At 36.7% G+C, this 14,697-nt stretch carries 13 protein-coding genes and 1 pseudogene; 9 read left to right on the top strand and 5 right to left on the bottom strand.

What is annotated here, in order from left to right; all coding sequences use genetic code 11:
- On the bottom strand, positions 1-549 hold a 549-nt coding region (locus B4237_RS05790), incomplete at its 3' end, for a pyridoxal-phosphate dependent enzyme (protein WP_286942117.1).
- 98 nt (positions 550-647) lie between these two features.
- Between B4237_RS05790 and rpiA the strand changes: the two genes are divergently transcribed.
- Together rpiA and B4237_RS05800 are read left to right on the top strand one after the other, a co-directional pair.
- Positions 648-1,319 (top strand): ribose-5-phosphate isomerase RpiA, encoded by a 672-nt coding sequence (rpiA, locus tag B4237_RS05795; protein ID WP_004879772.1) that lies wholly within the window; start codon positions 648-650, stop codon positions 1,317-1,319.
- On the top strand, positions 1,319-2,008 hold the full coding sequence (locus tag B4237_RS05800; protein WP_278595176.1) for a M48 family metallopeptidase: 690 nt from the start codon (positions 1,319-1,321) through the stop codon (positions 2,006-2,008). Before rpiA ends, B4237_RS05800 begins: the two co-directional genes overlap by 1 nt.
- Here the strand turns inward: B4237_RS05800 and B4237_RS05805 are convergent.
- Positions 2,005-3,522, bottom strand: a complete 1,518-nt coding sequence (locus B4237_RS05805) for a hypothetical protein (RefSeq protein ID WP_278595177.1) — start codon at positions 3,520-3,522, stop codon at positions 2,005-2,007. The two genes, B4237_RS05800 and B4237_RS05805, sit on opposite strands and share 4 nt — an antisense overlap.
- Positions 3,523-3,855: 333 nt before the next feature.
- Between B4237_RS05805 and argC the strand changes: the two genes are divergently transcribed.
- From argC to B4237_RS05835, 5 genes are all read left to right on the top strand, one after another.
- A complete protein-coding gene (gene argC / locus B4237_RS05810) occupies positions 3,856-4,905 on the top strand; it encodes an N-acetyl-gamma-glutamyl-phosphate reductase (protein ID WP_278595178.1) in 1,050 nt (349 codons plus the stop codon).
- 81 nt (positions 4,906-4,986) lie between these two features.
- The gene (locus tag B4237_RS05815; protein ID WP_374974078.1) at positions 4,987-5,736 is read left to right on the top strand and encodes a DUF6776 family protein; all 750 of its coding nucleotides are present in this window, start codon (positions 4,987-4,989) and stop codon (positions 5,734-5,736) included.
- Positions 5,737-5,757: 21 nt separating this feature from the next.
- Positions 5,758-6,174, top strand: coding sequence for an ATP-dependent Clp protease adapter ClpS (clpS, locus tag B4237_RS05820; RefSeq protein WP_278395844.1), 417 nt, complete (start codon positions 5,758-5,760; stop codon positions 6,172-6,174).
- A gap of 455 nt (positions 6,175-6,629) precedes the next feature.
- Positions 6,630-8,915: an ATP-dependent Clp protease ATP-binding subunit ClpA gene (gene clpA / locus B4237_RS05830; RefSeq protein ID WP_007483394.1), complete on the top strand. Its 2,286-nt coding sequence runs from the start codon at positions 6,630-6,632 to the stop codon at positions 8,913-8,915.
- A complete protein-coding gene (locus B4237_RS05835) occupies positions 8,915-9,277 on the top strand; it encodes a YnfA family protein (protein WP_004879759.1) in 363 nt (120 codons plus the stop codon). The genes clpA and B4237_RS05835 overlap by 1 nt, the downstream gene beginning before the upstream one ends.
- A 56-nt stretch (positions 9,278-9,333) precedes the next feature.
- Here the strand turns inward: B4237_RS05835 and B4237_RS05840 are convergent, their stop codons facing one another.
- Positions 9,334-10,908 (bottom strand): ATP-binding cassette domain-containing protein, encoded by a 1,575-nt coding sequence (locus tag B4237_RS05840; RefSeq protein WP_278595179.1) that lies wholly within the window; start codon positions 10,906-10,908, stop codon positions 9,334-9,336.
- A gap of 620 nt (positions 10,909-11,528) precedes the next feature.
- Here B4237_RS05840 and B4237_RS05845 point away from each other — a divergent pair.
- Entirely contained in the window at positions 11,529-12,572 is a 1,044-nt protein-coding gene (locus B4237_RS05845; RefSeq protein WP_278595180.1) for a 3-deoxy-7-phosphoheptulonate synthase, read from the top strand.
- Between the two features lie 51 nt (positions 12,573-12,623).
- Here B4237_RS05845 and B4237_RS05850 read toward each other — a convergent pair whose 3' ends face one another.
- Both B4237_RS05850 and B4237_RS05855 read right to left on the bottom strand, forming a co-directional pair.
- Entirely contained in the window at positions 12,624-13,544 is a 921-nt protein-coding gene (locus B4237_RS05850) for an alpha/beta fold hydrolase (RefSeq protein WP_278595181.1), read from the bottom strand.
- A 2-nt stretch (positions 13,545-13,546) separates the two neighbouring features.
- Positions 13,547-14,104: a PadR family transcriptional regulator gene (locus B4237_RS05855; protein WP_023012829.1), complete on the bottom strand. Its 558-nt coding sequence runs from the start codon at positions 14,102-14,104 to the stop codon at positions 13,547-13,549.
- Between the two features lie 123 nt (positions 14,105-14,227).
- Between B4237_RS05855 and fadH the strand changes: the two are divergent.
- A pseudogene (gene fadH / locus B4237_RS05860) lies at positions 14,228-14,697 on the top strand (NADPH-dependent 2,4-dienoyl-CoA reductase); the annotation flags it as partial.

Here is a 14,697-nt window from a genome sequence, read left to right on the forward strand (position 1 = left end):
CAATCCACCGCCACCAACAGCAACGAAAACGTATTCTACATCACGCCATTGACGCAATAACTCATTGGCTATTGTACCTTGGCCAGCAATCACAAGTTCATCGTCATAAGGTGGAATGAAAACTAAGCCTTCTGTTTCGGCACGTTGTTTAGCATATTTATTCGCAACATCAAAGCTATCGCCATGAAGAACAACTTGACCACCAAGGCTTTTAACTGCTTGAACTTTAATGTCAGGGGTTGTGCTTGGCATAACGATAATGGCTGGAATACCTAATTTTTTTCCAGATAATGCAACACCTTGAGCATGGTTGCCTGCTGATGCGCAAATAACACCACGATCTAGTTGATCTTTCGGTAATTGACTAATACGGTTATAGGCACCACGTAGTTTGAAAGAGAACACGGGTTGTAAATCTTCACGTTTAAATCGAATGTTATTATTAATTTTTTGACTAATTCGTGGAGCTGCTTCAAGCGGTGTTTCAATCGCAACATCATAAACCGTTGCTTGTAAAATTTGTCGTACCACACGAGACAGCATGTTCATCTTCCCTATAACAGTTTAAAATAGGTGAACATTGTAGCAAACCCCTGTGCATTTGCGCTGTTTTCTTGCAGCAAATGTCAAAATAGTTGAGTGAAGTCATGAGTCTATATGCAACCCAAGATGAAAAAAAGCAAGCTGCAGCAAAAGCAGCATTGAAACATTTGCCGAAAGGTGGCATTTTGGGCGTAGGAACAGGAAGTACCGTTAACTTTCTAATCGATTTATTACCTGAATTGCAATTAGAAGCAGCCGTAGCAAGTTCAAATGCAACAGCTGAGCGTTTGAAAAAGCTTGGTATCGAAGTTGTAGACATGAACTCGGTTGGTGGATTAGATGCTTATGTTGATGGTGCTGATGAAATTGATCGTCATATGCATATGATTAAAGGTGGTGGCGCAGCTTTAACCCGCGAGAAAATTGTTGCTTCGATTGCAAAGAAATTTGTTTGTATCGTTGACGACTCAAAATGGGTGGATCAATTGGGTCGCGACTTTCCACTTCCTGTAGAAGTTATTCCAATGGCACGCTCTGCGGTTGCACGTAAGATTGTTGCCTTAGGTGGTGATCCTGTCTACCGTGAAGGTGTTGTAACAGATAACGGTAACGTTATTTTAGATGTTTTTAATTTAAACATTTTGAATGCAATTGAATTAGAGAAAACGATTAACAACATTCCAGGTGTTGTAACAAACGGAATTTTTGCTTTAAATGCGGCAAGTATTGCGATTGTTGCGACAGATAATGGTATTGAAGAGCGTACTGCGCAGTAATGCGAGCAGTCTTATCTGAAGCATTGTTACCTGAGATTAAAATTGTTCGACATGCAAGGGCGAGAAACCTGCGTTTGCGTGTTGAGCCATCGGGCATACGGTTAACTGTACCGCTATTTGCTTCAACTAGACAAATTCAGCAATTTCTTAATCAATCTGAACAATGGTTAATTGAGACATGGAATAATCAGCAAAATAAGTTTAGCCAATCAGTTGCTATACCTGAAGATTTAAAATTATTTCATCACGTAGAAGCATTTAAGCTTATTCAACAAAAACAAAGACAAATATTTAAATTTGATTTTGAGCAGCATTGTCTTTTTGTAAGAAATGAACAATTTGAGAAAGCTTTACAAGCAGCAGTGATTGCTTATGCGAAACACTTTTTGCCTGAATATTTAAAACAAATAAGTTTAAGTATTGGGCTACCTTTTCAAAAATGCTCTATACGTAAACCGAAGACACGTTGGGGGAGTTGTAGTGCTAAACATGACATCATGCTCAATGCCGCTTTGGTTTTGATGCCTGAGCACATAGTTCGGTCTGTATGTATTCATGAACTAGCACATACGATACATTTTGATCATAGCGCTGCTTTTTGGAATAAGGTTGCTCAATATGATGAGAACTATTTAGAAAATCGCAAGCAATTAAAAAATATTCAATTGCCTGCTTGGTGGTATATCTAGCTAAAATTACACTGAAGCTGAGTGGTTTGTAATTGGTCTGGTGCTTTTCTGCTATCGAGACCAGCACTCGCACTTTGCACTTGATTTTCTTTGATTTTAACCTGTACGAAAGAATAATCTAATGAAGTATTATTTGGTTCTGTAGAGCTACTATTAAGTAAATACTCACGGTTTGCTTTGTCTACTTGCAATAGGTTGTCAGTACTATCAGCATCAAGCACAGAACGATAGATTTGAGAACCTTTGATCAATTCAAGTACACCATTTGCACGAATATTTAGCTGACAATTATTTGCTGCATCTTCATAGTGACCAATCAGATATTCGATAGAAGGTAAATTTGGATTGACAATATTGATTCCAGTAATGCCTTGTTTACATGGATATATCGAGCCATTACACGTTGCTGTGGTGTCTACAAATCCGACTGCTCGTCTGTAATCACCAGCACCAGCTGTTCTTACATTTAATGTAGTATTGTAAATCGGTTCTGTTCCTACATAAGTATATTGTTGCAATAATTTATAACCATTAGGATTTATTGTCTGTTGTTGAAAATTGGTTGCTAACTTAAGAACTGAATCCTTTAGTGAACTTCCAAATTCAGTTCTAATATTTTTTTGGTTATCACCGATGTCTTTAGCGTTATTTTTTTCAGGATCGATATTGTTAGGGGATGGTTCTAATAATGATATTAAGTCAGTTTTATCGCCGTTAATTTTTTTCGCGTCTAAATAACCGTCTTTTAAATCTATAGAAAGATTCTTAATGAAGTCAATATATGGTGCATCTGGATAATTATTTGCCCATTGTTGTATATAACCTAAACTAAAAAAAGTATTCACATATAGGCTAGGTTTAAGTTGAACATCTTGGTTTGTGAAGCTACTCAGTTGATACGATGAAGCTAAATTAGGTATGTCTAATCTAGTGTATGCATTCAATAGAGCGCTGTTGATGTCATCTGCAGCAAGTTTTAAATGCAAGGTACTAATATCGGTGGAGGTCTCGGATTCATTTGGGAGTTGCCCTGATCGAATCAAAGCTCTTTGATATATAGCCTCAGAGCTTGGATTGATAAAAATAGTTTGCGTAAGGTTACTGACGTCTACATTCACGATACTATGCAAAACAGTTGAAACATTTTCATATTTGTTCGTTAGAAAATTATAAATGAGGGAGTTAGGGGACGTATTGATCTCAACTCTATATAAGTGACTGGTATTTAAAACTTTAGGTAAAGTGATTTGTAAATCAGTTGTAGTTGTAATGTCTTTTTCAAGAACAAGAGTATTATCGAAGTTATCATATACTTTGATAGTGACATCTCTCATTTCTACAGGAACTTTGATTTTAAAGTTTTTTGGCTTTGGCTCTGTCACAGTTGGAGTAGTAGTGTTTTTAGCCTCACTTTCACCACTTCCACAGCCTACTAAAGCTGTACCAAGTAAAAGAGTGCTTACACCTAAACATATCAATTGATTTAATCTTTGTTTTGATTTCAAAGAAGGCATCCCAGCTCTCCACAAATTCTACATCCATGAAATTTATTATTACCACATCGCTTTTTATTTTATGCGAATAGATTGCTGATTCAATAGTATTTCTTGACCAGCGGTAAAATCTTTACAGTCAAAGCCTTTTTACACTGTTTTAGCTCGAATAGCTATTTTTATGATCAAATAAGCCATTTTAAGAGATAAAAAATTTAATTTTAAAATTTTATTCAAACACTAAGCTTTGAAATTTATAGTTAAAAACGCGATATAACTTATAGGTTTATAGATTGTTAAAAGTCAATCAAACTGCCATACTATTCACACGATTCAAAGTTTGAGGTGGAACACGTGATTTCTGTTGGAATTGTTGGCGGAACTGGATATACAGGTGTCGAGTTATTGCGTCTATTATTAAGACATCCACAAGCCCAAGTACGTGTTTTAACATCTCGAACTGAAGCAGGGAAACCAGTAGCTGATATGTTTCCTAGCTTACGTGGACACACGGATCTTGAGTTTTCTGATTTAAACTTAGAAAATTTAAAGCAATGTGATATTGTATTTTTTGCAACACCGCATGGGGTTGCGATGCAGCATGCTGAAGAGTTAATAACAGCTGGCACTAAAGTAATTGATCTTGCTGCGGACTTTCGTTTACAGAATTTAGACCAATTCGAAAAATGGTATGGAATGCAACATCATTGTCCAGCTGTTTTGAAAGAGTCTGTTTATGGCTTAACAGAGCTAAATCGTGAAAAAATAAAACAAGCGCAAGTGATCGGAAATCCTGGTTGTTATCCAACAACAGTTCAATTGGGTTTAGCGCCTTTATTAAAATCCTCTAGCAAGCTTGTGAATACTCAAAGCATTATTATTGATGCTAAATCTGGTGTTTCAGGTGCTGGACGAAAAGCAAGTTTAGGTATGATATACAGTGAAAATGCTGATAATTTCAAAGCGTATGGTGTCGCAGGTCATCGCCATCACCCTGAAATTATTGAAGCTTTAGAAAATATTTCAGGCTTGAAGGGACAATTTGATCATTTGATTTTTGTTCCACATTTAGTACCGATGATTCGCGGTATGTTAAGTACAATTTACGTTGATTTAACTGAACAGGGCAGCCAAGAAGATCTACAAGCACTCTATGAAGATTTCTATAAATCTGAGCGTTTTGTTGACGTCATGCCTGCTAATAGCTCTCCTGAAACACGTAGTGTCCGTGGAGCAAATGAATTGCGGATAGCTCTTTATCGCCCACAAGCAAATAAACTCATCATACTTGTCGCTCAAGATAATTTAGTTAAAGGTGCTGCAGGTCAAGCTGTACAAAACATGAACTTAATGTTTGGTTTTGATGAAGCTGCTGGGTTAAATGGTATTGGTTTATTACCATAAAAAACGCTTTTTTACTTCACACACATTTAAATTTGGATTTAAATGTGTGCTTTGATGTAGATCATAACGATAGAGATAATGATGGAAAACGCTGAACCGACTGTTTCACCAGACAGTTCCGTTAAAAAAAATAAATTCCTAAAAGCGAATTTACCTTTAGTTATAGCAGCCACTTTACTGATCGGTAGTAGTTTTGTATTGGGTTACACTGTTGGTCATCGTCAAGGTTTAACTGTGGTTGGTTATGACGCTGATGCTGAACAATTGGTTGATGTCGTTCAGAAACAAAAAACTGCATTAGATTCGATGACTAAAAGTCTGAATTCTGCTGTACAAGAACGTGATATGGCTGTTGATAATGCTGACGAATTATTCAAAGGTATTAATCAAGCAAATGCTGATAAAGCTCAGTTCGAGACGATGAATGCAATTTATCGTGAGACTTTAAGGCAGCGTGGTGGGGTTAGCTTAACTGTACAGAACTTAGCGATTAAATCACTGCCTGAAAACGCTTTTGAATATCAAATTGACCTAATTCAAGTGAGTCCAAGTAAACGTCGTGCTGTAGGTTCAGTTGAATTACGTCTAATTAAAGATTCTGAAGTTTTGGTTGTACCACTGGAAGATAAGAACTTTAATTTTGATGACTTTGAGCGTTTGACAGGTCGTTGGACTATGCCTAAAGGTTTTACTCCTCAGTTTATTGAAGTTCGTTTAACTGGTTACGGAACACCAGTGATTAAACGTTTCAGTTGGCAGCGTGGTAAACCTGTTGATGTAAGTTCAGCATTCGTGTCTGAAATCCCACAAGCCGAAGCTAACGCTCAATAATATATAGATTAAGAATTGAATATGCGAAGATACAAACGTCAAATGAATTTAAGTGAAGTGAAAAATTCTTTTCATCAATCAGGTTATGTAGATTGGCACTTGAATCCACGATTAAGTGATTCGCAAGAAGATCATGAGGGCGAGGTGGTTGTACAAACAGCCCCTCCTGAATTAAAACGTCCTCCGCTATATGCAGTTGTCTTGTTAAATGATGACTACACACCAATGGATTTCGTTATTGAAGTATTACAAAGTTATTTTTCGATGGATTTAGATCAAGCAAGCCAAGTGATGTTAACGGTTCACTATGAAGGTAAAGGAACAGCTGGCATATATCCAAGAGATATTGCAGAGACAAAAGCTAATCAAGTAAATAATTATGCACGTGCACAAGGTCATCCTTTATTGTGTCAAATCGAACCTGAGCGAGGTGAGTGAATATTCAAATGAAATTTGAATATGAAACGTAAGAAAGCAACGCTTTGTCCGAGCGCAAGAAAAAATCATTTTTTAGTCGTGCAAGGCGAGCCTTTTATCTAGTTTTGATAAGTCAGGCATAAGTAATTAAATTGAATAATAGATGAGCCTAAAATTATTCAATATTTAAAGCATTTGGATGGGTAGCAGTTATTTATTCAAAAAATAAGATATTTGTTTTATTTTCAATCAATTTGCTGGTTTTATTCCCTTTGTAATTGAATTTTTACAACAATACTTTGTTTTGAAACTTGACCAAGATACTCAACTAATGCTAACTGTAGAATATGAAGCAAAGAGACTTGTAGACGGGTAATTTATAACGATTACAAAAGCTCAAGCGGATCAAGTCAATAATTAGCTTTTGATAGAAAGATTCATCTTTTTTGAGAAAGCCCAAGATATAAGGGGGTTACATGCTCAGTCGTCAATTAGAAGTATCGTTACGTTTGGCTGTTAGCATGGCTCGTCAAAAGAGACATGAGTTTCTGACAGTTGAACATTTGTTGCTTGCCTTACTTGATAATGACTCAGCCGTAAATGCATTAAAAGCATGTGGTGCTGATATCGTTACTTTGCGTAAAGAATTAGAGGAATATGTAGAGCAACATACCCCAAAACTTGGTGATAATAGTGAACAAGCCCCACATCCAACAGAGAGCTTTGATCGCATTTTGCAACGTGCAATTTTTCATGTTCAATCAAGTGGTGGTGATCGTACGGTTGAAGGTGCAGATGTACTTGTTGCGATGTATTCTGAAAGAGATTCTTTCGCGGTTTACTTACTTAAACGTCATCAAATTAATCGCTTAACTTTGACTCAATACTTATCTCACGGTACACGTAAAGATGAGATTCAAGTTGAAGAGGAAGTAGAAGATATTGAAGGTGAAAGTGCAGCTTCAGCAAATGCTGGACCACTTGAACAATATACATTGAACTTAAATATCGAAGCGCAAAAGGGTAAAACAGATCCTTTAATTGGTCGTGAAAAAGAAATCGAGCGAGCAGCACAGATCCTATGTCGCCGCCGTAAAAATAACCCATTGTTAGTTGGTGATCCTGGTGTAGGTAAAACATCTATCGCTGAAGGTTTAGCTTGGTTAATTGTTAATGGTAAAGCACCAAAACCTCTAGCAAATGCTGAAGTATATAGTTTGGATATCGGTGCGTTAGTTGCTGGAACAAAATACCGTGGTGACTTCGAAAAGCGTTTGAAACAATTACTAAATGCTTTGAAAAAGAATCCAAATGCTATTTTATTTATTGATGAAATCCATATGATTATCGGTGCTGGTTCGAGCATGGGTAGTACTATGGATGCATCGAATCTAATTAAGCCAGCTTTAGCAAATGGTACTTTACGTTGTATAGGTTCAACTACTTTCCAAGAATATCGTCAGGTATTTGAGAAAGATCATGCTTTATCACGTCGTTTTCAAAAAATTGATGTAAATGAACCAAGCATTGGTGAAACGATTGAAATTTTACGTGGCTTGAAAAGTAAGTTTGAAGATTTTCACCATGTGGAATACGATGATAAAGCTTTAGTTGCAGCTGTAGAGTTATCGGCTAAATTTATTCATGATCGCTTTTTACCAGACAAAGCAATCGATGTTATTGATGAAGCTGGTGCACAACGCCGTTTAAAAGCAGAAGTAGATGGCTCAACAATTTCTGTTGAAAACATCGAAGATATCGTTTCTAAGATTGCTCGTATTCCTCCAAAAACAGTGTCTAAAGATGACAAGACTGTGCTTGAGAATTTAGAACGTGATTTGAAACGTGTTGTCTTTGGGCAAGATGAGGCAATTACAGCACTTGCGTCAGCAATTAAATTATCTCGTGCAGGACTTAAAGCGCCTGATAAACCAGTGGGTAGTTTTGTATTTGCAGGCCCAACTGGTGTTGGTAAAACAGAAGTGACTAAACAGCTTGCTAAGTTACTCGGTGTTGAGTTTGTTCGTTTTGATATGTCTGAATACATGGAGCGTCACGCGGTTTCTCGCTTGATCGGAGCACCTCCTGGTTATGTTGGATATGATCAAGGTGGATTGCTTACTGATGCAATTCATAAAAATCCACACTGTGTTTTATTGCTTGATGAGATTGAAAAGGCACATCCTGATGTATTCAATCTTCTATTACAAGTCATGGATCATGGTGCGTTAACAGACAATAATGGTCGTAAGTCTGATTTTAGAAATGTAATTATTGTTTTAACAACTAATATTGGTGCAGAAAGTATTTCTCGTGCAAGTATTGGTTTTACTGAACAAGATCATAGTGCTGATAATCAAGATGCGATGAAGCGAGCATTTGCTCCAGAGTTCCGTAACCGTTTGGATGGCGTGATTCAATTTAAATCACTTCCTACTACTGTGATTGAATCAGTAGTTGATAAATTCTTAACAGAGTTACAAGCACAATTAGATGAAAAACAAGTTGTACTTGATGTGGATCAAAGTGCGCGTGATTGGTTGTCTGCAAATGGATATGATCGCCTAATGGGTGCTCGTCCAATGCAGCGTTTAATTCAAGAGCATTTGAAAAAACCGCTTGCTGAAATGATCTTATTTGGTGAACTGGCAGAGCATGGTGGTAATGTTGCTGTTTCTGTGAAGAAAGAAGATGGAAAAGACGTTGGATTGAAACTTGAAGTATTTGAGGATCATATAAATCCAAGTGCTGAACCAGCTTAATGTTAGAGTTTACATTTTCTATAACCCGAGTACTGAGTGTATTCGGGTTATTTATTTTAACTGCTATTGCAGAAATCTTGGGATGCTATTTTCCTTACTTAATCTTGAATCAAGGAAAATCTCATTGGTTGTGGATACCAACAGCACTTAGCTTAACGGTATTTGTTTGGTTGCTGACATTGCATCCAGCGGCATCTGGAAGGATATATGCTGCTTATGGTGGAATATATATTTTTACTGCACTGCTATGGTTACGTTATGTCGATCAGGTGATTCTGACACGTTGGGATATTTTAGGTGGTTTAATTGTATTGGTCGGTGCAAGTCTTATTATTCTGCAACCTCAGGGCTTAGTTCGTTAGTTTATGAAGCATGACTACTTAATGCTAAGCGTAATGCTTCATTATTCAATTAAAAACTATTTTAAATGATATGAATTCGTGATTTCACATGCGTCAACAAATGAATCATCGTGTGATACCAGTAGTACAGAGCCATTAAAGTGCTTAATTGCGTGTGCTAATAACTCTCTAGATTCAATATCCAGATGATTTTCAGGTTCATCTAAAAGTAGAAGCTCCACATGCTGAAATTTTAAAGCCAGTAAAGCGACTTTTAAGCGTTCTCCACCACTTAAATTTTTTAATGGTATGAGTGCTTTGTCTCTACGAATTTTCATGTTGCCAAGCGATGTTCGTATTTGCTGTTCTGTTAGATTTGCATTGATAGTCTTTAAATATTCTGTTGCAGAAATTTCACCAGCTAAAAAAGATAAGTTTTGATCGAGATAAGCTGTTTGTACATTACAGTACATCTTGCCATCATGAGGCTTAATAAGACCTTGAATTGTCTTCAATAAGGTAGATTTACCGATTCCATTTTCACCTTGTATATGAATTTTTTCTGAAGCATTCATTACAAAATTGATTGATATAGAAAGATTAAAAGCAAGTGTTAAATCTTGGCAACGTAAGATTTCTCCTGTTTTTACGGTGATATGGTTAAACTCAAAAGACTGTGATTTTAAATGTTCAAGTTGAGATTGTTTTTGCATTAAGTTATCTTTTGCATCTGCTAGTCGCTTGATTTGCTGGTTGCGTAAATGAGAAAGCGATTGCTCAGCTTGTTCTTTTTTTGCATCTAATAAGATAGGCGCTTGAGAGCCTGAGGCCCTTAATTTTTCACCTGTTTTTTTCCGTTTTTGTGCTTTCATTTGGTTTTGGTGTTGCTGTTCTTTAAGCGCTCTAATTTCTCTTTTTTCTTGATGTACAGCCTTTGATAGTGCTTCAACTTGTATGAGATGTTGTTGCTGATAATGTGAATAGTTCCCACTGTAGTAGTGTAACCCCAGCTGATTCAGAACAAAAATACCCTGTACCTGATCTAAAAGTTGTCGATCATGACTAATAATTAGCCCGCCAGTTGGGTGCTGACTCATTTGATCAATTAACCATTTACGCCCTTGAGTATCTAAATGATTGCTTGGTTCATCTAAAAGTAAATAATGATCTTTAAGAATAAATAAACGGCATAGTGCCAGTTTGGTTTTTTGTCCTTCGCTCAAATCTTGAATACGAGTATCAAGGTCAATAGGTAAATTTGCGCTTTCTAGCAGTTGTTGCCAATGAGCAGGTAAATGCCAGAGATTTTCAACTTGATCATAATCTGCAAATGAAGCAATGCCTTGCTTTATACGTTCAAAACAAAAATATAATTCATGAATATTTAAAGCTTGAGCAATTGTGCTTTCTTTAATTTGCTGTAGTTGAGTGAGATGTTGATGAGGGCATTGCCACAAGATTTGACCAGAATAAGCAACTCCATTTTTCTTCTGCAAATGTAATATAGACATGAGTAAAGATTTACCTTGTCCATTTTTTCCAACTAGGCCTGAAAATGAATTTAAAGGTAATTGGAAATAAATGTTGTCAAAAACTTTTTGTTGTGGAAAATCAAGCGTTAAGTTGGAAATAATACATGCCTGTTGGGTCATAAGAAAACCTCATAAAACAGGATATGCAAAATAGAATAATAAGAATAAGTTCTTAGAATAGAAACTACTAAAAGATAGATAAGCCTATTTTGCACATCAAAAAGAAAGAATGTTTGATGTTGAAAAATAGAACTTACTTCATTGGCGTAATCTCAAATTGGTGTATTTTTATACTATTTTATGAGCATAATGTTGATAGGTCAATTTTTCTTATTTTGAAGTTATGTTTAAAAAAAGATAAAAAGTGCTTGTCAAACGAGGAAATAGTGCGTAGTTTAATACTTAGGAACAGTTTTTTAGATATTTGAAATAAACATGTTAAAGCATACTGTAAACACAAACGCATACTTTTATTTTTGGCAATATATTTAGTTGCCTGACGCGTTTCGGGCATCAGAAAGGTTGCCCAACCAGTTAATACCTGATCGGCAACACCGATCAGGTTTTTTTATGCTTTAACAATCATTACTTTAGGAGAAATACCATGTATAAATTTAATAAGTCATATTTTAGCAGCTTTTATTGGTTCTACTTTAGCCAACATCAATTATTGCTTAGATCCCTATTGCTCAAATAAATGATCTGGACTGCGAAGAAGGACAGTCCAAAGGAAATGAATAATGAACGCTTTAAATACTGCTTTGACACAACCACAAACTCATTCAAAAGAATCAATGCTTAGCTTGCCATCACAACTCAAAGCGCAGTATCCCTTGTCTGTCACTTTAGCGCAGCAAATTTCAAAACATCGTCAAACGATTCAAAACATTTTATCTGGACATGATCATCGTTTAATGGTGATAACAGGGCCGTGTTCAATACATGATCCAGTTGCAGTGCTTGAATATGCTGATCGGCTACAAAAATTACAAGAACAAGTCAAAGATCAAATTTTCCTCGTGATGCGTGCATATATTGAAAAACCACGTACCACGGTAGGTTGGAAAGGTTTTTTATACGATCCTGATTTAGATGGATCATCAGATTTACAACTTGGTTTAGAAAAATCACGTCAACTTTATTTACAGCTTATTGAGAAAGGCTTGCCGATTGCGAGTGAAATTCTTAGCCCTATGGCAACAGGTTATTTTGATGACCTATTAGCTTGGGGCGCTATTGGAGCGAGAACCAGTGAGTCTCAGATTCATCGTGAGATTGCAAGCCATATGCCGTACAGTATCGGGTTCAAAAATGGTACAGATGGTTCTATTCAGATTGCTTTGGATGCAATTCAGTCCGCATTAAATGGACATCAATTTTTAGGTATGACACAACAAGGTTTACCTGCGATCCTTCATAGCAATGGCAATCCATTACCACATTTAATTTTACGTGGCTCAAATCACGGAACAAATTATGATTTAGCCTCAATTCAGGCGATGCATTTCAAACATAAACATTTGCCTGCATTGGTAATTGATTGTAGTCATGGTAATAGCGGTAAAGATCCGTTATTACAACCACAAGTTTTGCAACAAATCATCGAAGAGCGAGCTCAGTCGAAAGTTCGGGGCGTGATGATTGAAAGTCATTTAGTAGATGGAAATCAAAAGATTTCATGTGATATGACCTATGGTCAATCAGTAACTGATGGTTGTTTGGGGTGGGATAAAACCGCACAAGCTTTATTGGATATTGCTGAGCAGATGAGATCAAAAGTATAAAAGTATAAAAAAGCCAATCATTGAGATTGGCTTTTTTATATCTATGTTGATTTAGGCAGCATGTTTGGACTGAGCATTAAGGAAATGTCCAATTTCTTGGCTGAATTTTCTTGGTTCTGTAATTAGAGGTGTGTGCCCCGAACGCTCAAAGTAAACGGCTGTTGCATTGCTTAACGAGTTCGCAATCAATGTTTGTCCTTTTTCAGGGTAAAGCGTAGATTCGCGACCAATAAAGAAGGTCGTTGGGCAATCAACATGACTGATTGCTTCACGATAATCTTCATCGTGATTTAAATAGTTCTCTACATACCAAAGCAAGTAATCTAGGCGTTGAATTGGTAGTAAATACTTTTGTAAGAATGGGCGATGTAATGCGAGTTTGAAAATCTTAGGGCTGTAACTGTTGCTGCTCTGAAACTCAATGAATCCAGCCCATAAACTTACTAGCTTATAGCGGATATCATCTGGCAAATCCTCTAACTTCTGAGCGTATTTATAATTGAGCAGAAGCGTTTGTATATCGAGGAGCAGCTTTTTAAATTGAGGTTGTTTTTGTCCAAATAAACCATATTGCCAAGAATCATCAACTGCAATTTTGGGTGTTTGATCAATGTGTAAATAGGCTTTTAATTTACTTGCTAGATCACCATGCTTCATACCATGCATCGCGGTCGTTGCACCCATGGAATAGCCCATTAGGATGAATTGATCTAATTTTAATTGTTTGATCAATGCATCTATATCATTCCAATGGCTTGAAATGGCATCCATTTCAGGAATGGCGCAGTTCTTTGAGCCACCAAAACCACGCCAATCTGGAATAATAAACTCGTATTGCTTACGATTTGCAAATAGGAAAGGTAGCCATTGCCAACTATGCATACCAAGTCCTGACAATACGAGTACAGGTTCACCTTCGCCAACACGACGTACAAAAAGTTTTTCTTGATCAGGCATAGTGTAAAACGGCATTATTATTCTCCAATTTTGTCTGATTGCTCAAATTTCTTGAGTTGAGGAATCATTTGTTCTAACCATTTTATCCATTCATTTTCTTTAATGATACCGAGTTCAAGAATCATTTTATGGATAAAAAGGATGCGATTAGTCGGTTCATGATTTTTAAAATCTTTATCATGAATTGCTTGGTATAAGCTTAATTTTTCCTTATGTAGCTCAAGATGACGCTCAAGTTCAGGTAAAATATTGTTACCACCGAGTTGAGCTTCAGCTCTTAATCTAACCATAAGGTCATCGCGCAGTTGCGCAGGTTCACTTTGTTGTTCAATCCATGAAGCGAGTTGTATTCTGCCGAGTTGTTCGACTTGGTAGGTCTTTTTTCGGCTATTCGCAGCTTGTTCTTCTAGTGTAGAAATCCATCCTTTTTTCAGCATTCCATTGAGTTCCCGATAGATTTGCTGATGAGTCGCATTCCAAAAGAAGCCCATTGAACGGTCAAAGCGACGAGCTAATTCAAAACCAGTACTTGGCTTTTCTAATAAGCTTGTCAATAAAACATGGGCAAGTGACATAATATTCCGTAATAAAAATGACTCATTAGAATTATGCAATATGTTGCATAAAAATCAAATCTTGTTTATAACTTTATGCAACAAGTTGCATTAGCAAGCAGATTGCTAGCCAAAGGAGAAAACATGTCAGCTTACCCACATTTATTAAAGCCACTTGATTTAGGCTTTACGACTTTAAAAAACCGCGTGCTTATGGGGTCTATGCATATTGGTTTAGAAGAAGCACCGCAAGGATATGATCGTATGGCAGCATTTTATGCTGAACGTGCAAAAGGTGATGTGGGGTTAATTGTAACGGGCGGTGTTTCTCCAAATGATGATGGTGTTGTTTTTTCGCACGGTACAAAATTAGATTCGATCGAGGAAGCTGAAAAACATAAAGTGATTACTCAGGCTGTACATGAGGCTGGTGGTAAAATCGCAATGCAAATCCTGCATACGGGTCGTTATTCTTATCAAGCAAATAACGTTGCACCATCTGCTATCCAAGCACCAATTAACCCAATAAAACCTAAAGCGTTAAGTTCAGCGGAAGTACAACAAACAATTGATGATTTTGCTAACTGTGCCAAGCTTTCTCAATACGCTGGCTA

Source organism: Acinetobacter sp. UBA6526, from assembly GCF_002434875.1.
GTDB lineage: Bacteria > Pseudomonadota > Gammaproteobacteria > Pseudomonadales > Moraxellaceae > Acinetobacter > Acinetobacter venetianus.